Consider the following 26,181-nt stretch of genomic DNA (forward strand, 5'->3'; position numbering starts at 1 on the left):
GGTCTCCAGCGACAGGGCGATCGCCGGGCCGTCGACGACCGCGACGCCTTGGCCGTGGCGCTGGCGGGTGATGTGCAGGACCTGCTGCTCAGCTTCGAGGATGTCGATGCTGGTGTAGCGGGCGGCGTTGACCAGATGCCTCATCCCGGCGTCCGGCAGGCGCATGGCGGGCCCGTGGGTCAGCACCTCCTCGGTCAGCGCGTGCAGGTCGGTCAGATCGGCGACGCCATCGGGGCAGGCATCGGCGACGGCGGCCAGGACGTCGGCGTGGCTGACGGTCTTGTGGTGCGCGGTCAGCCCCTCGTTGGGGCGCCAGATCCACGCGGCGATCTCTTGGGCGCTGGGCCGCTGCGGGAGGCCTTCGCCGGGGCGCGTGCACCGGGTCAGCACGTCGGTGGCGTCGATGCCGTCGGCTTGGCATTGGGCGTGCCAGTCGCCGCGCCGGTCCCCGTCCAGCAGCGGGTTCTTGGCCTGGCGGCTGGCGGCGCCGGCCACCTTGCGCGCGTGCGAATGGGCCTCGTCGTAGGCCATGTCGCATGCGGCCAGCAGCTCCTTGATCTGGCCGTCGCGCTTGGAGAAGCGGGCACGCATCTCCTCGTCGATGCCGACGACCTCCCACGCGCCGGTGCGCGCGTCGCGCTCCCAGCGCACCCCGATCTCTTGGGTCAACCGGCGCCGGAGGCGGGCCTTGAGGAAGGCGTCGGCGGCGTGGGCGTGGCGGTGCAGGTCCTTGCCGCCGGCCGCCACAGCCGACCACTTCCCGTCGGTCCCGCGCGCCATGTTGGCGATCTGGATGTGGGCGTGCAGGTGCGGATCGGGCATGTGCCCGTCGACGGGACGGGCGGTCTGGTGCCACATCACCCACCCCAGCAGGCCGCCGGTGGCCGCGCGCTCGGCGAGCTGTCCGTCGCCCTGGTGGCCGCGCTGGGCGTAGGCGACCCACCCCTGCACCGCGTCGACGGTCTCGACGACTGAGGCGGCGAACACCTCGTCGACGACCGCCGAGACGGCCGGGTCGGCCAGGCCGTGCAGCACGCTGACGCTCTTGGCAACGTCCACGGTGAGGTCGTAGCCGCGGTTGCCGACGCGCACCCGCGCCTGGCGCCAGTGCCGCGCGAGCGCCAGGTGCTCGGCGTCGTAGACGGCCGCCAGGTCGATCCCGGCCGCCGTGGCGAGGCGGCGCGCGTCGTCGTAGGGGATCACGTACGCCTCGCCCTTGCGCCGCACGCCGCGCTCCAGGCGTGCGGCACGCTTGGCCATCTCCGTGTTGCCAGCCACCAGCTCGGCGACGCTCGTGACGCCGCGCTCGGCCGCGGCCTTCTCCAGCTCCTGCAGCAGCGGGCCGCCAGGCAACATCGCGCGCGGGTCGACGGCCCGCTTGGCCTTCATCAGCACGTGGCCGGTGTGCGGGTGGCGGCCGTCCATGATGTTGCGGGCCGCCTCATGCTGGTCAGCGGTGAGCGTGCTGCCCGGGGTGATGCCGACCTCGCGCAGACCGTCCCCGATCCACATCAGCGGGCGGTCGCCGGCCAGCCGGTAGGAGATTTGGCCGTCGTCCTGGCCGCGCACGAGGTGGTGACTTTGGCACCCGGCGCCCTCGTGTAGGCGGTAGTCGACCTGCGCCATGGACGGCCCCAGCGTGCTCACCCACGCCACCCCTGGCCACCCCCCCATCAGCCCAGTTCAGCTCCGGTTTGTCCGGCCGCAGGCCGTCCGTATCGCCAGATACCTTGGTCCAAAATCCTTGTTTGTGATCTTTGTGTCGTGACAGGAATTCTGACAAATGATCTATATGGTGTCTATAGGTTGTTCTGGTGTGATGTTGGATCCATGATCACTCAGTGTTGAATTTATGATCTTGATGGTTCGTTGTTGTCATGGCTTCTGTCGGATAGGTGTCGGGCGTACCTACTTCGTCTGAGCCGCTCGCTGCCCCTACGGCGCTCAGTGGTGCGGTCGCTCTGGCAAGGTGGGCTGGCGTGAGCAGCGACGAGCAGCACATGGTTCCAACCTCGCGCCGCCGCGGCGGCCTGACTGCCACCCGCAGTGGCCACCAGGAGGCCGAGCGGTCGTTCTTCTGCCGCATCTGCCAACGCGCCGAGCGCGGGATGTGGGTGCCGGCGGGCTGGTATCTGCTGGAGCGCGCACCCGGCGGCAAGAGCCGCCATGTGCGACTGGGCCTGTACTGCAGCATCACCTGCCTAGTACGCGCCGGGGAGATGCTGGAAGCCGGCGCAGCCGAGCACGCCGCCCGGATGGACCTGCCCACCGAGGAAGACCGGCGCCGCGAACGCGCCCGCGTCACCGACATCGCCCAAACCCTGCTGGCCGGCGGGCTGACGATCCGCCAAGCCGCCGAGAGCTTGAACGTAGAGACCTTCACCCTGAAGACGTGGCTGAAGGAAGCCGGCATCCAGATCAGCCCGGCCATACCGGTGGCGACGGGATCGTCGGAGCCGTCGGGCGGGGCTGGTTCGGGGGAGCGTCATCCAGTGAGCGTGTTGAACGAGCTGACCCAGCAGGGCCGTATCGAGGCGGTCACCTGGACGGTGACCTCGACCGGCCCGTCGCATGCCCCGGCGTTCACCGCAGCCGCCGCCACCCGCCTGCTCGCTACCAGCACGTCAGTACGTGGTGAAGGGAGCGGGGCCAGTAAGGCGGCCGCGCGGTCGGCGGCCGCGGCCGCGCTGCTGGCCCGCCTCGATGTGGGGTGAGGGTGCCGCACGCGGGGTGAGCGGACCGTCTTGTCGGGCTGCAAGGGGCTGGCCTCGATCACTGCGCGCAGATGTCTTGATACGGCAGGGCGGGTGCGTAACGGGTCCACTGTTCGCGGTTCAGGCCGCCGCCGGTCACCAGGCACGTGGTCGCGGCCAGCCGGCTGCGTAGGTCGTACATCGGGCGCAGGTCCCACAGGACGACGTCACCCCGGCTGCCGGAGATCGCCAGTGTGTCGCCGTCGGCGGAGAACACCGTGTGCTCGACGTCGTCCAGGTTGGCGGCCAGGGCGATGCCCAGTTGCCGGGGCAGGATCCGGTTGCCGAGGTCCCACAGGTAGGCGTTCCCCTCGATGCCGCCGGTGACCATGATGTCGGACGAGGGGGCGATCGCCAGACTGATCCTGCGGCTGCCGTGCGGGACGAGCGGGTCGCCGAGCCGCCGGGCGCGGGCGGGGTCGCTGAGATCCCAGATGATCGCGGCGCCCTTGTTGTCACCGGTGATCAGCAGGTCCCCCGACGGTGAGAGCGCGGCGCTGTCCACGTCCGCGCGGTGGCCGATCAGCCCGGAGCCGAGCTGTCGCGGACGCGCCGGGTCGGTGATGTCCCATAGCCTGACGCCTTTCTCGCCGTCGGGGGCGCCGGTCGCCGGCACGGCCAGCCGATCCGGGGGATCCGACTCGGGCTGGATGTCGGACCCTTTGACGACGGCCAGCACCCGGCCGTCCTTCACCCGCCAGAGGCCGAGCACTCTTAGCTGGTCGAGGATCAGCGCCAGGCGGCGTGGCCTGGTCGGGTTGCGGACGTCCCAGAAGATCGTGCCATTGTCGCCGCCCACGATGAGGGTTGCGCCGTCTGGGGAGTACAGGATCGACCGGATGATGCCGGTCGGCCCGGTGAGCGAGGGCGCTAGCCGCCGAGGGCGGGCCCGGTCGGCCAGGTCCCACAAGATGACAGTCCCCGTGCTGTCTCCGGTGGCCAGCACGGTGCCGTCCGGTGCGAACGTGGCGTCGCCGACCGCACCCTCCTCGTACGGGCCGTGGTGGCCGGTGAGCACGCTGAGTTTGCGCGGCCTGGCCGGGTCGGCGGTGTCCCACAGCTCGACGGTCGTGTCCCGCCCGCCGGTCGCGACCATCGAGCCGTCCGCCGACAGCGCGAGCGCGTAGATGTCCTTGTACGCCCCGTCCTGGTGTCCGACGAACGGCGGGCCGTAGGTGACCGGGCGACCGGCCCTTTGCAGGTTCCACAGCGTGATCCGGCCGTCGTCGTCGCCGCCCGCGATCATTCGGCCGTCCGGAGAGAACACCATGTCTCTCGGGTCTGCGTTCACGCGCAGCCGGTCGGTCTGTCGGGACGAGCTGGGGTCGGCCGTGTCGTACAGGATCGTTCCGGTGTCGCGCAGACCTGATACGGCCAGGGCGGTGCCCCGCGTGGCGAACACCGTCCTGATCGCGGACACCGCGATCGTGCCCATGGCCCGCGGCGCGGCGGGATCGCGGACCTGCCACAACGCCACACCCTTGAACCAGCCGCCCACGGCGAGTTGCCCGCCGTCTGCGGAGAACGCCAAGCTGCCTAGGTAGTCCTTCGGCTTGGACAGGCTGCCAAGCCGCTGCCGCAGCCTGAGGTCCCAGATGGTCACCTCATCGTTCACGGCGCTCCCGACCATCGCGATCCGGTCGCCGTCAGGGGAGAACGCCAGTTCGACGATCGGCGTGCGGGCGTCGAGCCGGGATCCGAGCTTGCGGATGTGGCCGGGCTTCGACAGATCCCACAGTTGCAGCCCGGGGGTCTTCTTGCTGGAGGTGGCGAGCACCGACCCGTCCGGCGACAGCCACGCGCCCCCCTGCTGGTAGGGCTCGCCGATCACCTTGCGGCCCAGCCGCCGCGGCCGTGCCGGATCGGCCAGGTCCCAGATCGTCACCGGCCCGCCGGGAATTCCGCTGATCAGCCGGTCGTCGCCCGCGGAGAACCCCAGGATGCCGATGTAGGGTGCGGCGATCTCGGCGGTGCCGGGATCAGTGAACGGCGTGCCGACCTGACGCGGGCGGAGCGGATCGCGCAGATCCCATAGCATCACGGCACCCGAGTCGAACCCGGCCGCCAGATAACGCCCGCTGTGCGCGTACGCGATCGAGGAGACCCCGCTGCGAACCCCGGTCAGCTGCCCGGCGTACGGCGTGGTGGTGATCGCCCGCTGGAGTGCGGCGTAGGTCTCCGGGTCGGGGTGGATCCGGTGCGCGGCCACGTTCAGCAGCAGCGCGGTTCGCGGGTCGGTGTCCAGCGCCGCCTCCGCCTTCGCGATCAGCTGCCGGGCGATGGCGACCCGCTGCTGCTCCTGCGCCGCCTGCCGCTCCTGCCACGCCGCCCGCACCTGAACCACAGCGATCCCGGCCAGCAGCACCGCGACCGCGAGCAGCCCGCTGAGCAGGGCGAGCGTCCGACGCCGCTGCCGGCGGCTCCGGATCTCCGCGCGGACTCCGGCGTCCAAAAACAGCGCGGCCGCGCCGGTCAGCGGATCGTCTCGCCGGCGCGCCTCGGCGCCCAAAGCTGCAGCCAGCCGCTCACCCCGATACAGGTAGGCGGCGGCCCGGCTGTTGGCGTCCCACTCGGCGGCGTCGTCGATCAGCTGGCTGCGCAGCGCGTGCCCGGTCAGGTCGCTCTCCAGCCAGCCGCGTAGCCGGGGCCAGTTCGTCAGCAGCGCATCGTGCGCAATCTGTACCGAGCCGGTGTCGGCCACGATCAGCCGGCGTCCGGCGTACACCTCCAAGACCTCTGCGAGCCCCGGCTCATCGGTCAGCGGCATCGTCCGGCGGGTCAGCCGCCCGTCGGGGGAGACGGCCGTCAGCCGCTGAAACAGCCGCCGGGTCAGCTCCTGCCCGGCCGGGTTGAGACCGTCGTAGGCCAGCTCCGCGCTGGTCGCCACGGCCCGGGTAACGCCGCCGGTGCGCGCGTACCCGCGGCTGGTCAGCCGGTCGCCCTCACGGTGCTCCCAAACCGTCAGCATGGTCTGAGACAACAGCGGCAGCACGCCCGCGTCGTACCCGCCCGCCGGAGCGCGTAGCTCGCCGAGGATGGTGTCGGCCAGACCGGGTTCGAGCTGGAGCCCAGCCGCGGCGGCGGGCGCGATGATCGCGGTCCGCAGCTCGGCTTCGGTCATCGCCCCAAGGACGAAAAGCCCGTTGCGCAGTGCTTCGATCAGCTGCGGGAACGCGGCGCACCGGTCGATCACATCACCCCGTACCGCAATCACCACCAGCGCGGCAGGCACTTCGCCGACCCCCGGTACGGTCGCGGCGGCATGCAACGCGGTCACGAACGCGGCCCGCTCCGCGTCGGCGCCCGGGCCATCGATCGCGAAGATCTCCTCGAACTGGTCCACGACCAAAATCAGCCGCCCCGCCGGGCCTACCGCCTGCCTGACCAGTAGCGCCGCGTCCTGTGGAGCTGCCCGGAGCGCGTCGAGCACCGCGGGCACGGCCAGCCCCGCCAGGCTCGCCAGGAGCGTGGCCAACGCGGCGAGGGGGGACCTGGTCGGCTCATCCAGGATGTGCCTGGGCCAGCGCGCCGCCGGTTCCGACAGGTCGCCGCGCCCGATCGCCGGAAACAAGCCCGCACGCAGCAGGGACGACTTACCCGCGCCCGACGCGCCGGTCAGCACCAGCAGCCCAGGCCCGGCAAGCCGCTCGGACAAGGTGCTGACCAACTGAGCGGTGACCAGCTCACGCCCGGTGAACACCTCGGCATCCGCCTCGGTGTAGGTCGCGAGTCCCTTATACGGGCTACCGTCGACCCACCTCACACCATCGCGTGCATTGGTCTCTCCGGCCTGCCTGGTTCGGCGTTCGATCACTGCCAGCTGGTCGAGCAGCAGCCGGGTGTCGGTCGCTTGCCGGTACTGCAGGCCGACCGCCACCTGGAGTTCAGCGCGCTGCCGGTCGACGCCCTCCCTGATCAGCCGTAGTTGACCCTCGACATCGGACAGCACGAAGGCGAACTCCGCGCCCAGCTCGGCCAGGCCGGCGGTCAGCGCCGTCTGCAGGTCCTGGTCGCCGCTCCGCACGGCCGCTTCGATCGCCGCGCCAACCAGTCCGAACTCGCGCAGTACCCGGGCCAGCTCGGCTCGCAGCGCCGCCGCGTCCGCACCGCCCCCGGTCAGAATTTCCTGGAACCGGCGCTCCAGCTCGTCCTGGATCTCATCCTGGGACGGCTTGCCGTTGCCCAGTTTGGCGACCCCGGCCTTCACTATGTCGGTCAGCAGGTTCCCGCCGACCGCGGCGACCGCGCCAAGCCCGGCAGCCAGCAGCGGTGATACCGCCGAGGCTAGCAATGGTGCGAACGCGCCTGCGGACAATACCGCGAGCAGTACGGGCGGCGTCCACTGCCTGACCCGCGCCCCCGCTGAACGCACCGCCCGGGCGACCCCACCACGCATCACCTCGGGCACGTCGTCAGTCACATCGCAAATATCCCGATCGCTGACCTTCTTGGCAATGGCGCCACCAGGTCATGAGAAGTACATGCCAGATGTGTCCTGGAGGGATCACGGTCAGCGCTTTTCGCCCCGGACAGCCCAGGTTCACAGGCAAGAGGAGCGGGATCGGCACGGTCCGATGTCAAACAACCCGCTTGAATGACAATTGATTCCGGCGAGTTGACAGCGTCACTCCTGGTCGGTGGCGGCCCCGGGGCGGCCCGAGGCCTCCGCGTACAGCCATCCTGGCCGGCTGATCCGCGTCCGCCCCTGTGTCCTGCGGGGTGGCCTCGTGGCGGCCTGGCTCGTGCGTTCGGGTGTTCAGTCGTCGATCGAGGGCCACGGCCCGTCCGGGTGCGTGGCCCGGACGGTCGCCTGGACCCGCAGGGCGTAGGCGGGCGGTGAGGGCGCGGGTGATGAGGGTATGGGCAGCGGGCCAAGGTAGGAGTGGCCGGTCAGGTGGCACCAGGCGGGCAGGTCGATCGGGGCGGCCGGATCTGAGGCGATCAGATGCACCACCGTGCCCGGGGCCAGGTCGTCGACCAGGTCGCGCAGCTCCATCAGCAACTCGTCCGGCAGCTCGCCGGTCAGCGCCTCCGTTCGAGGACGGAAGGCGCGCATGCGCCCGGGCGAGAAGTCCGACTGCAGCAGGGAGCGCATCCGGGCGTGGTCGGCCTTCTCGGGGGCAACACCCGTTCATGATCCACTGAATGTGGGTTTTGGCCTTTGCGGGATCCGCTGACCGACCATCCTCGCCGCCCTCTCCGTACGTCAGGCAGGCGGCGATGGAGGCGGCCGAGCGACAGCGCCGGCGGGCCGGTTGTCCCACGCCTGTGGAGTGATCTGTCTCACACACTGTCACAACCCTCGATCAGGTGGTGTCTTGAGGCCGAACCCCCTGGAAACGAAGGGCATACCGTGCCAAAGAACACCAAAGTGGTCGTGATCGGCGGCGGATACGCTGGCGTCATGGCAGCCAATCGGCTGACCCAGCGCGACGACGTGACAGTGACGCTGATCAACTCGCGCCCGAGCTTCGTCGAGCGGATCCGCCTGCACCAGCTGATGGGTGGGTCCGACGACGCGGTCGTCGGCTACGAGGATGTCCTGGCCGACGGCGTCCAGCTGGTGGTCGACACCGTGACGCGGATCGACGCGGCTGAACGCGGCGTGACGTTGGCGACCGGCGGCACGATCGGCTACGACTATCTGATCTACGCGGTGGGTAGTGGCAGTGCCGCTCCGGGCGTGCCCGGAGCGGCCGAGTTCGCCTACCCGATCGCCACCCTGGAGGAGGCGCAGCGGCTGCGGCCGATCATCGACGCCGCTCCCGCCTCGGCTGCGGTGACGGTGGTCGGAGCCGGTCCGACCGGCATCGAGACCGCCGCCGAGTTGGCGGAGCTGGGCCGTACCGTGACTCTGGTCTGCGGCACGAGGCTAGGTCCGTATCTGCACCCTAGGGGTCGGCGCTCGGTCGCCGGGCGGCTGACCAAGCTCGGTGTGACCGTGCTCGAAGGCTCCGAGGCGAAGGTGACAGCGGTGACGCGCGATGCGGTGCGGCTCGGTGACGGCCGCGAGCTGCCGAGCGAGGTGACCATCTGGACCGCCGGCTTCGGCGTGCCGGACCTGGCCGTCCGCTGCGGGCTGAGCGTCGACGCCTTGGGCCGCCTGCTCACCGATGAGACCTTGACCAGCGTGGACGATGTGCGCATCGTCGCGGCCGGGGATGCGGCGGCGCCGTCGGACCTGCCCTTGCGGATGAGCTGCCAGTCCGCCACGAGGATCGGCGCGCATGCCGCCGACACGGTGCTCAGCCGGATCGCGGGTGAGCAGCCCGCGCCCCTCAATCTGGGGTTCTTCGGCCAGTGCATCAGCCTGGGGCGTCGCGCCGGCATCTTCCAGTTCGCCCAACGGGACGACACCGCGAACAAGTTCTACGTGGGCGGCCGTCCGGGCGCGAAGCTCAAGGAGTTCGTGTGCAAGAGCACCGTCAAGCATCTGGCGGACGAGGCACGCAAGCCCGGCTCGCTCACCTGGGTCAAGGACGACAAGCGCCAGGCGTTGCTGCAAGCCAAACGCGGCGAGGCGCCGGCTGCGGCTGAACGGGCTGCCAAGCCGGGCGTACGCGGACGGTCCGGTCGGCCATGAGCGGATCCGGACCGCATGAGCTCGGCCGTCTTTCGCCCAAGCGGTTCGGGCGTCCCGCTCTCGATCGCACCGAACAGCGGCTCGGATCGAACGGCCGCCAGTGAAAGAGGATCTTTTAGTGGATGCATGCTTGAAAGCCGTCGGCTACCAGGGGCGGGCTGTGGAGGAGAAGGGGCGAGACTTGCGTGACCACACCGCTGATGCGGCGACCGATGCTTTCGTCGCCTACCGCAACCTGCTGTTCACCGTCGCGTACGAGATGCTCGGATCGGCGGCCGACGCCGAGGACGTCCTGCAGGAGACCTGGCTGCGGTGGGTGAAGGTCGACCTGGAGCAGGTGCACGACCAGCGCGCCTACCTGGCCCGGATCACGACCCGGCAGTCGCTCAACCGGCTGCGCAGCATGAAGCGCCGCAAGGAGGCCTACGTCGGCCCCTGGCTGCCCGAGCCGCTGCTCACCACACCGGACGTGACCCAGGACGTCGAGCTCGCCGAGAGTGTGTCCATGGCGCTCATGCTGGTCCTGGAGACGCTGCCGCCGACCGAGCGCGTCGTCTTCGTGCTGCGCGAGGCCTTCGACGTCGGCTACGACGAGATCGCGGCTGCCGTCGGCAAGAGCCCGGCGGCCGTCCGCCAGATCGCCCATCGCGCCCGTCGGCACGTCGATGCCCGCCGCCCCCGCGAGGCCGTCTCCCCGAGCCAGACTCGGGCGGCCCTGGAGGCGTTCCAGCGCGCGCTCGAAACCAGGGACCCGCAGGGCTTGCTCGACGTGCTGGCCCCTGGGGTCGTCCTAGTCAGCGACGGCGGCGGCCTCAAGCAGGCCGCGCTACGGCCGATCGCCGGCGCGGAGAAGGTGGCCCGCATGTTCTTGAGCGGTCTTGGCAAGGTCGCAGGCACGCTTACCGGTGAGCCCACCGCGATCAACGGTAACCCGGCACTTCTCGTTCGCCTGGACGGCGAGATCGACGGCGTCATGGCGATCCGGGTCGAGGACGCCCGCATCACCGGCGTCTACTACGTCCGCAACCCCGACAAGCTGACCCACGTCGCGTCCGAGACCCCGCTCACCCTGCGGTGAGCGCCAGCGGCGCGACAGCCGCCCGCCAATCGGGCGCGACCCCGATGCAGCGCGCGGCCGCGCGGCGGCCGCTGGTGTCGTGACAGAGCACGCAGCTCAGCGTCGCGAGTTCGACACACCGCCATCACCCTGCGATCAACACGGTAACGAGCCGGCCCGCATCCTCGGAGCGACTTGGACCTGACGGTGGCATAAGAGGCTCTCGTCCTGCGCAGGACGGTCCGGCAGGTCGGGAGCCCGATGATGGTCGCCGGTCGCCGGTCGCCTCGCTCGTCATGCTGCGGCCGCGGGGCGTGCGGCGGCTCGGGCGGCCGCGTCGCGCTGCATCTGCAGGTAGATACGGGCGGCCCGGTGGTCGGCGCGGCCGCGGTGGTCGCGCGGGTAGCGGGGCCGGTTCGCGTGTGAAGGTGCTCCGGGCAGGATGAGGCGGCCCTGGCCGGCGATCGCAGCGGTGCGGCGGCGTTTGCCGGGGGTTCTCATCCACTGCTCTTCGGCCAGCCACCAGGCGTAGGCATCGCGCTCGATGCTGTAGGTGCGCAGGCGCCGCTCGCGTGCGCCGGTCGCGCCGATGCGGTCGGCGACGTGGGAGAAGGTCACCAGGGTGCGTTCGAACGCGGGGTGTCGGTAAGAGTCGTGCAACCAGGTACACCCGTTTGAGTTCGCCCGGCTCAGCGGTGGTGTTCATGGACCGTTGAGGGATCTTTCTTTGATCGCCGGACGGGCGTGATCGTGCACGGCCAGTATTGATCCGGATTCGTGAGGTTTGCGGCGGCATGGCTGGCCGCTTCGCGAGAGAGCCGGATGCCGCGTGGCGCGTGTGCTGGACGAGGACGAGCTTGTTGGGAACTGGACACTGGTCGGGGACGAGCTGGATCAGCTGTCCGGCCGGCGAGGGGCGACGAAACTCGGGTTCGCGCTCCTGCTGCGCTTCTATGCGCTGAACGGCCGGTTCCCGACAGGCCGCGCCGAACTCCCTGATCAGGCCGTCGGCTACGTCGCCCGGCTGGTCGATCTGCCTGCCTCGGAGTTGGGACTGTATGAGTGGGACGGCCGGACGATCAAGGATCACCGCAAGGACATCCGGACGTACTTCGGGTTCCGGGAGTGCTCCCTCGCTGATTCCGACAAGGCCGCAGACTGGCTGGCGGCCGAGGTCTGCCCCAAGGAGCGGCAGGTCGACCGGGTCCGCGCCGAGCTGCTGGCGCACCTGCGGGAGGAGCGGATCGAGCCGCCAGCGCGAGACCGGATTCGCCGGATCATCGGGACGGCGCTGCGGCAAGCCGAGCAGACGCAGACCTCCCAGATCTCCAGCCGGATCCCGGCCGAGGCCATCCCGCGGTTGCTCGCTCTGATCGCCAAGAGCGCTGACCCCGGTGACGAACTCGAGGACCAGGGCGAGGACGACGGTGCTTTGTTCGGTGCCGCCGAGGCCGCCGCAGTGGACGTGTTCGCGGTGATCCGCGAGGAGCCGGGCAACGTGTCGGTGAAGACGATCGAGCGGGAGGTGACCAAGCTGACCGCGATCCGCAAGGTCGGCCTGTCAGGCGACCTGTTCGCCGACGTCACCCCGAAGGTGCTGGCGGCCTGGCGGGCCCGGGTCGCGGCCGAGGCCCCGTCCCACCTGCGCTCGCATCCGTACGACATCAAGATGACCCTCTTGGCCGCCTACCTGTACTGCCGGTCTCGCGAGATCACCGACACCCTGGTCGACTTGCTGATCGCCACGGTTCGCCGGATCAACGCCCGCGCCGACACCAAGGTGACCAGCGACTTCGTGGCGGAGCTGAGGCGAGTGTCGGGCAAGGAGAACATCCTGTTCAAGATGACCGAGGCCGCCCTGGAGTCCCCGGAGTCGCGGGTGGAGGACGTCATCTACCCGGCAGTGCCGGGCGGCTACAAGGGGTGCCGGTAAGAAGCGCGTCATCAGGCCCAAACGAGCGCGTTATGCCTGGTCAGAGCTCTGCATCCGAATGCGCAGATCCTACAGAATGCACGTTCTGTCCGGTCAGACCTCACGCTGAGCTACTTTGCCCCCTGGTGACACCGACCCGAGCGCCGGGCCTCCATGGCGGAGGTCTTCGTCATGCATGATGGCAGGATCGCCGAACGGCGTGCCTGGGTCGTCGAGTTGAAGGAGAACGACCACCGCTGACGCGCCGTCGCTCGTGACGCGGGCGATTCGGACGAGATCGAACCGACCCCGGCCGCGCGGCCATGAGCTGAGCGGTCACGGCCGGGAACGCCGCCTCCACGGCGGACGGTTCCACGGCGGAGGACGAGAGGCGAGGGGAAGGGCGAGAAGGTGATCACACTCCTCGCCACTACTAACGTATAGCGCACCAGGGGGCTTGCGGCAAGGCCCGGGCCGTACCGCAGAATCGTCCACCGAGGCCGGAACCCGCGGGAACGGGGGTGACGCGGTGCGCGCCTCCACGACACGCCGGTCTCCCCGACGTCGACCGCCGGGGGACCGGCGATCCGGCCACGGGCGTCCGGCGCGAGGGCGTCGGCGCGCCGCTGTCGCGGACGCGCGCCACCGGGCCGCGCGGGGGAGTCGGCCGAGACGCGACCTTGTCGAATGGGGATCCATGATTGACGTGATCATCGCCGGCGGCGGACCGACCGGCCTGATGCTGGCCGCCGAGTTGCGGCTGCACGGCGTGCGCGTGCTCGTGCTGGAGAAGGAGGCGGAGCCGGCCCGGTACGTCCGCGCGCTCGGCCTGCACGTGCGCACCATCGAGGTGATGGACCAGCGCGGCCTGCTGGAGCGGTTCCTCGAGCACGGCCGGCGTTACCCGGTCGGCGGCTTGTTCGCCGGCATCACCAAGCCCGCGCCCGAACGGCTGGACACCGCGCACGACTACGTCCTCGCCATTCCGCAGACCGTCACCGACCGTCTGCTGGCCGAGCACGCCGCCGAGGCCGGCGCCGAGATCCGGCGCGGCCGCGAACTCGTCGGGGTGACCCAGGACGAGGACGGAGTGACCGCCGAGCTGGCCGACGGCACGCGGTTGCGCTCGCGCTACCTCGTCGGCTGCGACGGCGGCCGCAGCACGGTGCGCAAGCTGCTCGGTGTCGGCTTCCCCGGCGAGCCCACCAGGGTCGAGACACTGCTGGGCGAGATGGAGCTGACCGAGGACCCGGCGAAGGTCGGCGCGATCGTCGCGGAGGTCCGCAAGACCCAGCTGCGGTTCGGCGCCGGCCCTCTCGGGGACGGGGTGTACCGCGTCGTCGTGCCCGCCGAGGGGGTGGCGGAGGACCGCGCGGCTCCGCCGGACATCGAGGAGTTCAAGCGGCAACTGCGGGTCTTCGCCGGCACCGACTTCGGCGTGCACTCACCGCGCTGGCTCTCCCGCTTCGGCGACGCCACCCGGCAGGCCGAGCGCTACCGGGTCGGCCGGGTGCTGCTGGCCGGCGACGCGGCGCACATCCACCCGCCGACCGGCGGGCAGGGGCTCAACCTCGGCATCCAGGACGCGTTCAACCTGGGCTGGAAACTGGCCGCCGAGGTCGGCGGCCGGGCGCCGGAGGGGCTGCTGGACAGCTACCACACCGAACGGCACCCCGTGGCCGCCGACGTGCTGGACAACACCCGGGCGCAGATGATGCTGCTGTCCACCGAGCCGGGGCCGTTGGCGGTGCGCCGGCTGCTGGGGGAGCTGATGGACTTCGAGGAGGTGAACCGGCACCTGATCGAGAAGATCGTCGCGATCGGGGTCCGCTACGACTTCGGCGAGGGGCACGAGCTGCTCGGCCGGCGGATGCGGGACGTGGAGCTGAAGCGCGGGCGCCTCTACGGGTTGATGCACGGCGGCCGGGGCCTGCTGCTCGACCGGACCGGCCGGCTGTCGGTGGAGGGCTGGGCGGACCGGGTCGACCACGTCGTCGACGGCGGCGAGGAGCCGGACGTCCCCGCAGTGCTGCTCCGGCCGGACGGTCACGTGGCGTGGGCCGGTGAGGACCAGGGGGAACTGCTCGACAGGCTGCCCAGGTGGTTCGGCGCCCCCGTCGGCTGAGCACGGGATCCCGGCCCCGAGGCGCCCGGTCCGTTCCGGCCCGATCACCCTGACATCGGCCGATCGCCCACCGCGCCGCCCCCTGCCCGAAGGTGCCCCATCGATCAGGGGTCCGAATGGCGGCTCACCGGAGCCATAGGGGTTCCAGGCCTTCATGGTCATGGTCGCGGGCGAACGGCCGTGGTTAAAGTGCCGTCATGCGTGTCGGCCCTCCTGACCCCGGCGGTGACATGGCTCTCCGGCAGATCCTGCTCGTTCCCCACCTCGGCCATGGCCCGGGACCTCATGAATTCCGGATGACCGTCGACGGAGCGAGAGACCGCCCGGCGAGTTTTCCGTCATAGGCGCGTCAGGCTCGCAGCGGCGTCACGCACGCGCCCGGACAGGGCGCACCTCGACGACGAGTTCGGCGTGCAAGCCGGTCGGCGGCCCGAAGCCGCACATCTCGCGATGACGCGGGGACACGCCCTGCCCGGGTGACGGCGGGGCGGCCGCCGCTCCGGCCCGCACGGCCGGTCGGCCCAGATCGGATGGTGCAAGCGGAAGGGCTCGCCGGGCCCGGCCGGAATCGCATGAGGCATTCGGGGTGATGGGGATGATGGGGTTGATGGGGTACGCGCTGTCCGAGGTGGAAGGCCGCGCCCGCGAACTGGCCGCCCTCGACCGTTTCCTGACCTCGCTGCCCGGCGGCGCCGCGGCCCTCGTCCTGGCCGGCGACGCGGGCATCGGCAAGACCACGGTGTGGAACCACGGCGTCGCCCGCGCCGGTGCCCTCGGTCATCGCGTCCTGTCCTGCCGGCCCGCCGAGGCCGAGACGACACTGACGCTCAGCGCGCTGGCCGACCTGCTTCACGGCGTGCTCGAGGACGCGGACGACATGCTTCCGCCGCTCCAGGCACAGGCTCTGGAGGTGGCGCTCCTCCATCGGACGGAGGCCGAGGGGCCACCGCCGGCCGCGCGTGCCCTCGGTGCCGCCGCGCTGTCGGCGGTGCGGGCCCTGGCGCGGAAGGGCCCCGTGCTGCTGGCGATCGACGACGTGCAGTGGCTGGACCAGGCCAGCGCCCAGGTGATCGCCTACGTGGCGCGCCGCCTGACGAAGGAGCCCGTGGGCCTGCTCGTGGCGATGCGGGCCATACCGCCGGCCGTCGCACCGCTGGGGCTGGCTCAGGCGCTGCCCGCCTCCCGCGCCGGCATGATGTGGCTGGGATCCCTCGGCCTGGGCGCGCTGCGCCGGATGCTGCTGCGCACCGGTGAGGAGTGGGGCATGCCGGCGCTTCGCCGCCTCCACCAGGCCTCGGGAGGCAACCCGCTGTACGCCCTGGAGATCGTGCAGTCCCTTCGCCGCACCGGCGCCTGCCTGAGGCCCGGTGAACCGCTTCCCGTTCCCGAGTCGGTGGCGGAGCTGATGGGTGAGCGGATACGCGCCCTGGGCGAACCCGTCGTCGACGCGTTGCTGCATGTCGCCCTGCTGGCGCACCCGACGGTCACGACGGTGCGGGCGGCGATCGGGGTGCCGGAAGGGCGGCTGTCCTCCCTGACGGTGGCGGAGGAGTCCGGCGTGATCGAGGTCCGGCAGAGCCGGATCGGTTTCACCCACCCGCTGCTGGCCTCCGCCGTCCGCGCGGTGACCTCGTGCGAGCGTCACCGGCGGGTGCGACGGCGGCTGGCCGAGGTGGTCTCCGACGTGGAACAGCAGGGACGGCACCTGGCGCTGTGCGAGGACGGGCCGGACGAGAAGGTCGCGGCACTGCTGGAACGGGGGGCCGCCGGCGCCTGGCACCGGGGAAGTCCGGCGGCCGCCGCGGAACTTTGGAACCTGGCGGCGGCCCGTACCCCGCCAGCCGATGTGGACGGTGCCCATCGGCGGACGGTCGCCGAGGCGCGGTGCCTGCTCGCCGCCGGCGACGCCGCCCGTGCCCGCCGCGTGCTGGAGGCGGTGGTGGCGGCCCGGCCGCCGGACCCACTGCGGTCCCGGGCGCTGCTGCGGCTCGCCGAGGTCGTCTTCTACGAGGGCGGCACGGTCGAGGCGGGCCGGCTGTGCCGGCGCGCGCTGGTCGGCGCGACCGGCCACCCGGACCTGCAGGCGGAGCTGCACCTGCGCCGGGCCTGGTTCAGCACCCACGACGCGACCGAGCAGCTGGCCGCCGCCGAGGCCGCCGCCGAGGTGCTCCAGCGGCCGGGGGCGTGTCCGGAGCCCGTGTTGCTGTCGTGTGCCTTGTCCGTACGGGCGATGTATCGGCTCACCAACGGCCTGGGCATCGCCCATCGCGATCTCGAGCGCGCCGCCCGCCTGCTGCCGGCGCAGCCGTCACGGCACTGGGCCGATACGTGGAGCCGGCAGAGCCTGGGGGCGTGGGCCAAATGCCTGGACCCGGCTGAGGCGCGCAAGCGCTTCACGGTCGAGCTCAGGCTGGCCACCGAGTCCGGTGACGAACCCGCCGTCGGGCACGCGCTGATGCACCTCGCCGAGATCGACTGCTGGCTGGGGGACTGGCCGCGGGCCCGTCAGCAGGCACGGCGGTCCATCGAGGTGATCGAACTGACCGGCCAACGGCGCTGGCTCGGCTTCGGCCGGTACGCCTTGGCCCTGGTCGACGCGCATCTCGGTCGCGTCGGCGAGGCCGAGGCCGCCGCCCGGAACGCGTTGGAGCAGGCCGGGGAGTCCGGCGACCCGTACGTGGCCGCCCTGCTGCGGCAGGTCCTCGGTTTTGCCGCGCTGTCCGCGGCGGATCCCGAGCGGGCCGACCACCACCTGAGTCAGGCGGACGGACTGATCGGCGCCATGAAGATCAAGGAACCGGCGCGCTACATGTTCCACGGCGACCAGATCGAGGTCGCGGTCGCCACCGGCCGGACGGCGCGGGCGCGCAAGCTGCTCGCGCGGCTGCGGAACCGGGCCGAGGTCGCGCCACGTCCCTGGCTGCTGGCGATCCTGACCCGCAGCGAGGCGGTCGTCGCCGCGGCCGAGGGCGACCTGGACCGGGCGGCCCGCGCCGCGCAGCGGGCCTTGGACGCGTGCGCCGCCCTGCCGATGCCCTTCGAACGCGGACGCGCCCTGCTGGTGTACGGCAAGATCCTGCGGGCGAGCAAGCAGAAGATCCCGGCCAGGGACGTGCTGACCCAGGCCGAGCAGACCTTCGACGAGCTGGGTGCGCCGTTGTGGTCCGCGCAGGCGGCGGCCGAACTGCGCAGGTGCGGGCAGCGCCGGGCGCCCGATCGCCAGCTGACGCCCACCGAGCGGGAGATCCACCGGCTGGTCGCGTCCGGCCTGACCAACCGTGAGGTGGCCGGGCGGATGTTCATCAGCGCCAAGACCGTCGAGGCCAACCTCACCCGCATCTACCGCAAGCTCGGCGTGCGCAACCGCAGCGAGCTGGCGGGGCTCGGTACACGGTCCGAGGCCGCCGGCCGCCCCCGCGCCGGCTGAGCCGATGCCCCCCCGGCGGACCGGGGGCGGCGGGCGGGCGTTCACGCGGTCGTGGCCGGGGTCCCGTCCGTTCGGGGGACTCCGGCCACGACCTCCCCCGGCGCCGGACGAGCGCTCCGGCGTGGGGGATCGGGAGACCTGGGGTCAACCGAACTGCACCTTCACGCCGAACTGGTTCTCCGCCCGCTCGATCGGGCTGAAGAACACGTCGAGGGTGGTCGGGTCATACCCGTGATCAACGCCCAACGCCTGGTTGAGGACGTACCAGGGGCCTCCGCTGTCGCCCGGCAGGCTGACCGCCCCCGAGACGCGCACCATGTTCGAGGCGGTCTTCGTGCAGCCGCCGCAGCCGCCCCACGGGAAGTTGATGCTCACGCTCGGGTTGTTGATCGCACCGCAGGTGGTTCCGCTGGTCCGCCCGAAGTGGCAGACGTAGGCCCCCGACATGTAGCCGGAAGCGGCGATGCGGGACGTCACGGTGCGTCGTGTGGTGAAGGTGTCCCAGAACTCGGGGACGTCGTCGTGGCCCGTGGTGGTGTGCCACTCCACTTCTCCGTTGACGCCGATGTGCTCGCTGACGAACGGCGCGGAGAAGGTCGAGACGACCCCGCCGACGGAGTTGTTCTGATCCATCTGGTTGATGCCCTCGCAGTGCGCGGCGGTGAGCACGCCCTCGGCCTGGTCGCTGGTGCGCCGGACGATGAAGGCCGAGGTGCACGCGTGGGCGCCACCGCTGCGGAGGGTCGACCCTCCGTACCCGGTGCTGGGAACGGCCAGCCTGGTCCCGGGGGCGAGTTCTCTGACGGAGAAGTCGGAACCCCGCGGGGCGAGCCGGCCACCGGCCGCGCGGGCGGTCAACCTGTCCCGCAGTGCCTGCCCACGCAGGTCCGGCTGTTCCCGCTGAAGCGCGAGCGCGAGTCCGACGCGCTGCGTCACCAGGTCGAAGTCCGAGCGGATCTGCGTGAAGCCCAGCTCCTCGGCCGCCGCGTGCAGCGCGTTCCGCCGGGCGACCATCTCGTCGAACGAGTACTTCATCCCGCCGGTCAGCTCGACCTCGGGCACGGTGCCCGCCCGCACCGAGTCCGGAACCCGGCCCTTGAAGTAGAGGGTGGCCGGCCTGTCCCGGGTGAAGTCGAACCGGCCTCCGGCGTACGACCGCGCCCGGACGTCCTCGGGCAGCGACTCCACGAGTTTCGTGACCCTCTGCTGGATGGTCAGCCGCCGCCTGGCCTCGGGGACCGAGACCTTCGCCAGGCCCGCGACGGCCGTGGCGTCCCGCTCCAGCGCCTCCTCGGGGGTGATGAGGGCGCCGTCGTCAGGTGGGGAGGTCTCCGCGACCACGTCGGGGGCGACCCTGGGAGCAGGGGGCGGGTCGGCGTGCGCGGGCAGTGCCGGCAGGGCCAGCAGGCTCCCGATGACCAGGAGACCAACCGCTGTCGTGCGCGGCGTGGCGCGCCGGGCGCCGCCTGTGGCGCGCCCGGTTCTCACACCTGATGCGAGTCGCATCCGTCGTCCTCCAGTTGCTCGATCGGCGCCCGGCCCGCTGCCGGGGCGCTTCAGAGCAACGATGACGTTGGGGCCACCCCCGAGTAATCCGGGAAATCCCTATCGAATGCGGCGGATGGGACAGTGACCCGCTACGGCGTGGCACGGACGGACGGCGGCGCCGGTCACCCGGCCGGTTCGTGGACCGTGACGACGTGACCGACCTGCGCCGGTCCGGTCCGGCCGTCGCCGGCCCAGTGCACGGTGTAGGTGTACTCGCCCGCGTCCGGTGTGTCGGCGAAGGAGTACGACGCACGGGTGGTGATCCCCACCGACCGCTGCACGGGTTCGCCGCCATGGCCGCTGCGGGTGCGCCTGACGGTGAGCCAGCCGCTGCGCGGCGCGGTGGCGCCCGCCACCTGGATCTGGCCGCTGAACACGAGCCTCGTGCCGGCGACCGCGCTCGTGGGCCCGGTCAGCGTGAGCGTGGTCGCGTACCTGACCGTCGTGGCGCGGGAGGCCTTGCTCCAGCGGTGGTTCTCGTCGCCGTTCCAGAGCACGGTGTAGGTGAGCGTTCCCCCGATCGGCGGCGTGTCGGTGACGGTGAAGGTTCCGTCCGCCGCGGTGGTCACGCCGGGCAGCTCCGTGCCGGTTCCGTCGGGCAGGGTGCGGGTCACGGTCAGCGGTTGCGCGCCCGGCGCGGTTCCGTCGTCGAATGCGAGCCGTCCCATCAGGGTGAGCGGCTGGTGCGCGGTCGCGCCGGGCTTGACCGCCAGCGCCAACGTGGAGGCCGGCAGGTTCACATCCTGGAGTCGCCACAGGTGGAGGCGGTCCGAATCCGTCTTCAGCAGGCTGAAGACGTCGCGCCCGGAGAAGGCGGCACTTCCGTCGACTATCTCCCCCTCCGGGGAGTTCGCGGCATGGATCTCCGCGCCCGAGGCCGTGTCGTACAGCGTCATCCTGCCGGCGGAGAACTGGTTGCGCCCGCCCGCGACGTAGGCGCCGTCCGGGCTGACGGCGACGGTCGCCGGGTATCCCTCGGCCTCGGGGCCCTTCTCGTAGTCGTGCACCCGGGCCAAGGTGTCGGCGTCCCACATCTCGAAGGCGTCCGGAAGCACGAACGCCGAGATCACGCGCGAGCCGTCCGGGGTGACGGCGACATCGTTCAACCGGTCGTGGGCGTGGGCGTGCCCGTCGATCTCACCGCGGAAGACGGGGGCGGCACCGCTCACGTCGTAGACGAACAGGTCGGCCGGACTGCCGCCCCCTTCGCCGACCACCAGCGTGTTCCCCGCCGCCGCGAGGTACGGGCCCGACTTCAGGGGAACCTCGAACGGCACCGGCTCCGGCGTCGTCACCGACAGATCGAGGCCGAGGGCACCGGTCGAACCGCCGCAGCCGCCGTAGCCGACCCACAGCCGTTCGCCGGTGAGCGCCAGGCTCGACGGGCATCCGTAGGCGGCGAGGTCGACGCGCCGGGTGATCTCCAGCGTGGCGGTGTCGATCTCGGCCACCTCTCCCGAGCCCGTCAGCGCGGCGTACAGGCGGGTGCCGTCGGGTGTCATGGCCAGGCCGTACGCGCCGGACAGGCCGGTGACGGTGCCCTCGACCTCGCCGGTGGTGTCGGCGACGACGATGCGATCGCCGATCGAGACGGCGACCTTGTCGCCTCCGACGACCAGGTCGGTGGAGGAGGAGAAGGCGCCGAGGTCGGTCACGGAGTCCTCGGCCGAGGCCGCGGGGACCGGGGCGACGAGCAGGCCGGCCGTCAGGGCCAGGACGCCGGCCAGCGCGCCCGCCCGTGACAGGGCGGATCTACGAGGTTCCGCGGGGGAGAAGCGCACGTGAAGCTCCGCTCGTAAGAGATCAGGATGAGCCGAAACGTCTTGATCAAGCCAGAAGGCGCACCCGAAGTCAAGATCGATTATGAGCGGTCACCGAGCGTCAGGGATGTTCGGGCGCCCGGGGGACGAGGAGTCTTCGGTTGAACGCCTCGCTGACGGCGGCGGCACGGTCCTTGACCCCGAGCTTGGCGTAGATGTTCAGCAGGTGGCTCTTGACGGTGGCCTCGGTGATGAACAGGCGGGCGGCCACCTCGCGGTTGGTGTTCCCGGCCGCCATGAGCTCGAGGACCTCCAGCTCGCGCCGGCTGAGCAGTTGTGGCGCGGGTGTCCTGACGCGGGTGATCAGTCGTGCCGCGACCGAGGGGGACAGGACGCTCTCGCCCCGGGCGGCGGCGCGCGCGCCGCGCAGCAGGTCCTCCCGGGGGGAGTCCTTGAGCAGGTAGCCGGTCGCGCCGGCCTCGATCGCCGGCAGCACGTGGGTGTCGGTGTCGTAGGTCGTCAGGACCAGGACGCGCGCGGTGACGCCGAGCCGGGCCAGCTCGGTGATGGCGGTGAGCCCGTCCATGCCCGGCATGCGCAGGTCCATCAGGATCACGTCGGGCCGGAGTCTCCGGGCGAGCCGTACGGCCTCGGCGCCATCGGCGGCCTCACCCAGCACCTCGAATCCGGGTGCGGAGGCGAACATGCTGCTCAGACCGTCCCTGACGATGGGGTGGTCGTCCGCGATGAGCAGCCGGACCGGGGGGTCGACCGCCGGGCCGTTCGCGTGGTCGCTCGTGTGACGGGTCATGGACGGCTCCCGGCCGGTAGGAGGGGGACGCGGGCCGAGATGCCGGTGCCGAGGCCGGGCTCGGACTCGATCCGCAGGCTGCCGGACAGTCCCTCGACGCGCTGGCGCATGATGGTCAGGCCGAACCCGCCGTCGCGGGAGGGCGGGTCCGGGTCGCCGTTCGTGGTCGTGCCGGCGTCGAGGTCCGCCGGGTCGAAGCCCTTGCCGTCGTCGCGTACGTCCAGCGCGGCCTCGTGCTCCAGGTAGGACAGCGTCACCCCGACCCTGGTCGCGCGGGCGTGCTTGGCCACGTTGGCCAGGGCCTCCTGCGCGGTGCGCAGCAGCGCGAACTCGGCCTCGGGTGCCATCGGCCGCGCCGTGCCGGTCGTGGTGACCTGGACGGCGAGCCCGTGCAGCCTCGACCACCGGTCGGAGACGTCGGCGAGCGCGTCGCTCAGGGGTGAGGTCTCCAGCGGCTCGGGCCGCAGCGCGTCGACCGAGCGGCGGGCCTCGGCCAGGCTCTCCCTGGCCAGGGTCTTGACGGCGTCGAAGGGCCGGCGCCACTGCGCGGGGACCTCGTGCATCTGCTCGGCCGCCTGGAGCTGCGCGATGATCCCGGTGAGTCCCTGGGCGAGGGTGTCGTGGATCTCGCGGGCCATCCGCCGGCGTTCGTCGAGGACACCCGCCTCCCGGGCCTGGGCGAGGAGCTGGGCGTGCAGGCCGGCGTTCTCGGCGAGCGTCGCCTCCAGCAGCCGGTTGGCCCGGTTCAGCTCGGCGAGGGTCCGCTCGCGCTGCTCGTCCTCCCTCTCGGCGAGGCGGAGCACCCAGGCGGTGCCGCCCATGAGACCGACGTTGGCGAGCACGATGATGGCGGACAGCGCCAGGCCGGACCAGGTCGAGTCGTCGATGTTGGAGGCCTGAGCGGTGCCGGCCACGACCGCCACGGCGGCCACGGCCGGCAGCCGCCACGGCCAGCGCAGGAGGGTGAAGGCGTAGATGTAGGGCGCCGGGGTGAACAGCCCGAACGCGGGATCCCGTACCACCAGGATCGCGGTGATCGCCACGAGCCCGACGAAGAACACCGCCGTGGTCCGGGGCCGTGTCCACGGGGCGGGACGCAGGGTGAACATGCCGAGCATCCACGCCGCGGCCAGCCCGCACAGGCCGAGATCGACGGTCAGGGAGCCGCCCTCCAGGGGCTCCCTGACCACCCTGAGGACGGTCAGGGCGGCCAGCAGCGTGTAGGGCACCGCGGTGACGAGGAGGAACGGCGGCTCCTGGGGCGCCGGGGTGCGGTGCTCGGGCCGCCTTCGGCTGTTCACGATTTTCCTCCCTCGGGGTGAGTGTATTGCCGGTGGGACCGGTGGTTCCATCGCCGGTGGGACCGGCGGAGCGGATCCGCTCCCGGCTACTCCCAGCGGAACCAGCGGACCGCGACGAGCGCGCACCCGGCCGCGTAGGCCGCCAGGACCAGGAGCGGGGCGGCGGAGGGGAAGTGGCCGAGGTAGGCGTCCTGGAAGGCCCGCATGCCGGCGCCGAGCGGGGTGTAGTGGCTGATGGTCTGCAGCAGCGGCGGCATCTGGGTGATCGGTACCCACAGGCCGGCGAAGAACATCATCGGGAAGAACAGGGTCGTGCCGATCGCCGAGGCGGCGTTGCGTCCGCGGGCCAGGGCGGTGACCAGCAGGCCCATGGCGAGCAGCGCGGCTGCCCCGAGCAGCCAGGAGACGGTGAAGCCGAGCAGGTGCTGCGGCAGGCGTACGCCGAAACCGAGTCCGGCCACGGCGAGGAAGAGGACCATCGCGACGAGCGCGATGGCGAAGTTGGCGGCGAGCTGGGCGGTGAGCAGGCGGGCGGGGCCGACGGGCGTGGTCCGCATGCGGCGCAGCACGCCGTTCTCGCGGTAGCCCGCGAGCGTGGTGGGCAGGGCGGTCATGGCCAGGATGGCCAGGTTGAACAGGATCAGGACGGGGACGTAGAGCTCGAAGATCGTCAGACCTCCGGCGGCCTCCTGGCGCTCTCGCAGGGCCGGCACGCTACCGAGGATGACCAGCACGATCAGCGGGCAGCCGACGCCCCACAGGGGGCCGACCTTGTCGCGGACGCACAGTCTGCTCTCGGCCTTGATGAGCCTCCAGGTCGTGGAACCGTGCCTGGCGGTGACGGGGGGTGCGGTGGTGGCGGTCATGGCTGACATGGGCGTGGCTTCCTTTTCCGTCGGGTTCTTCGCGTCCGGGCCCGGGTGGGTTCGGGCCGGGGTGATACGAGGCGGGCCGGGTCAGTTCGAGCCGGGCCGGTTCGAGCCGGGCCGGTCCAGGTCGGGCCGGTCCGGGTCGGACGGCGAGGCGGGAGCGAGGTGCCTGCCGGTCAGCTCGACGAAGGCGTCCTCCAGGCTCGCCTGCTCGACGCGCAGGTGTTCGGCCACGATGTGGTTGCGGGCCAGCACGGTGGTGACGGCGTTGAGGGCGTTGGTGTTGCCGTTGACGACGACGAGCTCTCCCCGGCGGGCGACGCGGGAGACGTCGGGCAGGCTCGTCAGCAGGTGGTCGTCCATCGGCCTGGAGGGGCGGAACTGGATGCGCTGCTCGATGCGGGCCCGCTCGGTCAGGCCGATCGGGGTGTCCACGGCGACGACACGGCCGGCGTCGATCAGCGCCAGCCGGTCGCAGAGCCGCTCGGCCTCCTCCATGAAGTGGGTGACCAGCACGATCGTCACCCCCCGCGCGCGCACCCCCTCGATCAGGTCCCAGGTGTCGCGGCGTGCCTGCGGGTCGAGGCCGGTGGTGAGCTCGTCGAGGATCGCCACCCGGGGGCTGCCGACGAGGGCCAACGCGATCGACAGGCGTTGTTTCTGGCCGCCGGACAGTTTGGCGTACCTGGTCCTGGCCTTGTCGGTCAGGCCGAGGTCGTGCATGAGGGCGCGCCAGTCGGCCGGTCGCGGGTAGAAGGAACTGTAGAGCTCCAGGGCCTCGGCGACCTGGAGGTGGTCGGGGAGCTGGCCGGCCTGCAACTGGACGCCCAGACACCGGGTCAGTTCGGTGCGGTCCCGGTGGGGGTCGAGCCCCAGCACCTTGATCTCGCCCCGGTCCGGCGTGCGCAGGCCCCCCACGCATTCCACGGTCGTGGTCTTGCCGGCGCCGTTGGGGCCGAGGATCCCGAAGATCTCACCCTCCTGCACGGTGAGCGAGACATCGTCGACCGCGACCTTGTCGTCGTAGCGCTTGTGGAGGTTCCGTACCTCGATCACCGGTGGCATGGGGTGGTCCTTTCGGGCTGGTCCGTAGCTGTTCCGCCTACGTTCAGCCTTCTACGACCAGCGCTTTCGCGGCACCGGCCAGGGGACGGGACCCGGCCGCCGAACGGCGGGGCCGTCGGGTCAGCCGATCGGTTGACCGCCACCCGGACGGGAGGACCACGGGGGGTGAGAGCGGCCGCTCCGCGCGCGTCACAGGACGGGAGTCTCCCGGGCCGGAGGGGTGTCTCCCGAGGACCGCATCGCGGCGCCGTGCCCTCGCCCCGGGCGGCGGGAGCGCCGTCCCAGCGTCACGGGATCGTCCCGGTCACCGGGGGTTCTCGTCCTCACCGGCGCCGCGCAGGTGCTCCTCGAAGGTCGGGCGCCGGTGCGCCGAACGCGACCACACGAGCAAGGCGGCCAGGCGGAAGGGGGCGAGGAGGAGCCCGAGCGCCCGGCGTGCCAGGCGACGCACCAGGCGGAGGAGTTCCCCGAACGCCTCCCGGGGGTGCGCCAGGGTCGCGACCGTCATGACGAGGGCCCTGCCACCGAACCCGATCCCCCCGAAGTCGCCGGAGGCGTCAGGGGCACCGGGGGTGCCGGGGGCATCGGGGGCGTCGGGGGCGTCGGGGGCACTGCGGTGGCCGGCGCCGCCCCGCCCGCCCGTCGCGTTCACGGCGTGACCCCGGAGGCCGGGGACGGGTACGTGCTGCCGTGCGTCACGGATCCTCCAGGGCGGGTCTCGGTGAACCGGGATCGGTCGTGCCCCGACCGTGAGCCTACGTCGGCGGGGGACACGCCACCGGCCGCGCGGCCGGACGTCCGCGGGTCACGCCCCGCCGTGACGCGCCGGACCCGCGACGGAGCAGGAGCGTCCTCCTCCGTCGCGGGCCGTCGGGGCCGTCGCGGGCCGGCGCCGCCGGGTCGCGTACGGGACCGTCAGACCTCTTCGACGCTGCTCGGCTCGCGCCGGGACAGGTCGATGCCGAGCTCC

General features: G+C 71.7%; 17 protein-coding genes. 6 read left to right on the forward strand and 11 right to left on the reverse strand.

Going from position 1 to position 26,181, the window contains the following annotated elements; genetic code table 11:
- A partial coding sequence (gene mobF / locus AB0G16_RS35100; protein WP_362814792.1) for a MobF family relaxase occupies nucleotides 1–1,647 on the reverse strand: 1,647 nt, incomplete at its 3' end.
- 332 nt (nucleotides 1,648–1,979) lie between these two features.
- Here mobF and AB0G16_RS35105 point away from each other — a divergent pair.
- Nucleotides 1,980–2,714, forward strand: coding sequence for a putative dsRNA-binding protein (locus AB0G16_RS35105; protein ID WP_362814794.1), 735 nt, complete (start codon nucleotides 1,980–1,982; stop codon nucleotides 2,712–2,714).
- 58 nt (nucleotides 2,715–2,772) lie between these two features.
- Here AB0G16_RS35105 and AB0G16_RS35110 read toward each other — a convergent pair whose 3' ends face one another.
- Both AB0G16_RS35110 and AB0G16_RS35115 read right to left on the reverse strand, forming a co-directional pair.
- Nucleotides 2,773–7,173 (reverse strand): AAA family ATPase, encoded by a 4,401-nt coding sequence (locus AB0G16_RS35110; RefSeq protein WP_362814796.1) that lies wholly within the window; start codon nucleotides 7,171–7,173, stop codon nucleotides 2,773–2,775.
- Nucleotides 7,174–7,509: 336 nt separating this feature from the next.
- Nucleotides 7,510–7,848 carry a hypothetical protein gene (locus AB0G16_RS35115; RefSeq protein ID WP_362814798.1) on the reverse strand — a complete coding sequence of 113 codons (339 nt, stop codon included), beginning with the start codon at nucleotides 7,846–7,848 and terminating at the stop codon, nucleotides 7,510–7,512.
- Between the two features lie 258 nt (nucleotides 7,849–8,106).
- On the opposite strand from AB0G16_RS35115, the gene AB0G16_RS35120 reads away from it, so the two are divergent.
- Nucleotides 8,107–9,336 (forward strand): FAD-dependent oxidoreductase, encoded by a 1,230-nt coding sequence (locus tag AB0G16_RS35120; protein WP_362814800.1) that lies wholly within the window; start codon nucleotides 8,107–8,109, stop codon nucleotides 9,334–9,336.
- 181 nt (nucleotides 9,337–9,517) lie between these two features.
- A complete protein-coding gene (locus AB0G16_RS35125; protein ID WP_362814802.1) occupies nucleotides 9,518–10,414 on the forward strand; it encodes an RNA polymerase sigma-70 factor in 897 nt (298 codons plus the stop codon).
- Nucleotides 10,415–10,687: 273 nt separating this feature from the next.
- Here the strand turns inward: AB0G16_RS35125 and AB0G16_RS35130 are convergent, their stop codons facing one another.
- On the reverse strand, nucleotides 10,688–11,053 hold the full coding sequence (locus tag AB0G16_RS35130) for a hypothetical protein (RefSeq protein ID WP_362814804.1): 366 nt from the start codon (nucleotides 11,051–11,053) through the stop codon (nucleotides 10,688–10,690).
- A 169-nt stretch (nucleotides 11,054–11,222) separates the two neighbouring features.
- On the opposite strand from AB0G16_RS35130, the gene AB0G16_RS35135 reads away from it, so the two are divergent.
- From AB0G16_RS35135 to AB0G16_RS35145, 3 genes are all read left to right on the forward strand, one after another.
- Nucleotides 11,223–12,326, forward strand: a complete 1,104-nt coding sequence (locus tag AB0G16_RS35135; protein ID WP_362814806.1) for a DUF4158 domain-containing protein — start codon at nucleotides 11,223–11,225, stop codon at nucleotides 12,324–12,326.
- Nucleotides 12,327–13,002: 676 nt separating this feature from the next.
- The gene (rox, locus tag AB0G16_RS35140) at nucleotides 13,003–14,430 is read left to right on the forward strand and encodes a rifampin monooxygenase (RefSeq protein WP_362814808.1); all 1,428 of its coding nucleotides are present in this window, start codon (nucleotides 13,003–13,005) and stop codon (nucleotides 14,428–14,430) included.
- A 595-nt stretch (nucleotides 14,431–15,025) separates the two neighbouring features.
- Complete coding sequence (locus AB0G16_RS35145; RefSeq protein WP_362814810.1) at nucleotides 15,026–17,857, forward strand: AAA family ATPase; 2,832 nt, start codon at nucleotides 15,026–15,028, stop codon at nucleotides 17,855–17,857.
- A gap of 144 nt (nucleotides 17,858–18,001) precedes the next feature.
- On the opposite strand, the gene AB0G16_RS35150 is transcribed toward AB0G16_RS35145, so the two are convergent.
- The 7 genes from AB0G16_RS35150 to AB0G16_RS35180 all read right to left on the reverse strand — a co-directional run bounded on the left by AB0G16_RS35150 (nucleotide 18,002) and on the right by AB0G16_RS35180 (nucleotide 25,863).
- Entirely contained in the window at nucleotides 18,002–19,363 is a 1,362-nt protein-coding gene (locus tag AB0G16_RS35150; protein ID WP_362814812.1) for a S1 family peptidase, read from the reverse strand.
- A 164-nt stretch (nucleotides 19,364–19,527) separates the two neighbouring features.
- Nucleotides 19,528–21,186 (reverse strand): WD40 repeat domain-containing protein, encoded by a 1,659-nt coding sequence (locus tag AB0G16_RS35155; RefSeq protein WP_362814814.1) that lies wholly within the window; start codon nucleotides 21,184–21,186, stop codon nucleotides 19,528–19,530.
- Nucleotides 21,187–21,286: 100 nt separating this feature from the next.
- The gene (locus AB0G16_RS35160) at nucleotides 21,287–21,976 is read right to left on the reverse strand and encodes a response regulator transcription factor (protein ID WP_362814816.1); all 690 of its coding nucleotides are present in this window, start codon (nucleotides 21,974–21,976) and stop codon (nucleotides 21,287–21,289) included.
- Entirely contained in the window at nucleotides 21,973–23,277 is a 1,305-nt protein-coding gene (locus tag AB0G16_RS35165) for a sensor histidine kinase (RefSeq protein ID WP_362814818.1), read from the reverse strand. Before AB0G16_RS35165 ends, AB0G16_RS35160 begins: the two co-directional genes overlap by 4 nt.
- A gap of 86 nt (nucleotides 23,278–23,363) precedes the next feature.
- Nucleotides 23,364–24,152: an ABC transporter permease gene (locus AB0G16_RS35170; protein WP_362814820.1), complete on the reverse strand. Its 789-nt coding sequence runs from the start codon at nucleotides 24,150–24,152 to the stop codon at nucleotides 23,364–23,366.
- 81 nt (nucleotides 24,153–24,233) lie between these two features.
- On the reverse strand, nucleotides 24,234–25,211 hold the full coding sequence (locus AB0G16_RS35175) for an ABC transporter ATP-binding protein (protein ID WP_362814822.1): 978 nt from the start codon (nucleotides 25,209–25,211) through the stop codon (nucleotides 24,234–24,236).
- A 304-nt stretch (nucleotides 25,212–25,515) separates the two neighbouring features.
- On the reverse strand, nucleotides 25,516–25,863 hold the full coding sequence (locus tag AB0G16_RS35180) for a hypothetical protein (RefSeq protein ID WP_362814824.1): 348 nt from the start codon (nucleotides 25,861–25,863) through the stop codon (nucleotides 25,516–25,518).
- Nucleotides 25,864–26,181: the final 318 nt, after the last annotated feature.

It is taken from the genome of Streptosporangium sp. NPDC023615, assembly GCF_040640155.1.
Lineage (GTDB): Bacteria > Actinomycetota > Actinomycetes > Streptosporangiales > Streptosporangiaceae > Streptosporangium.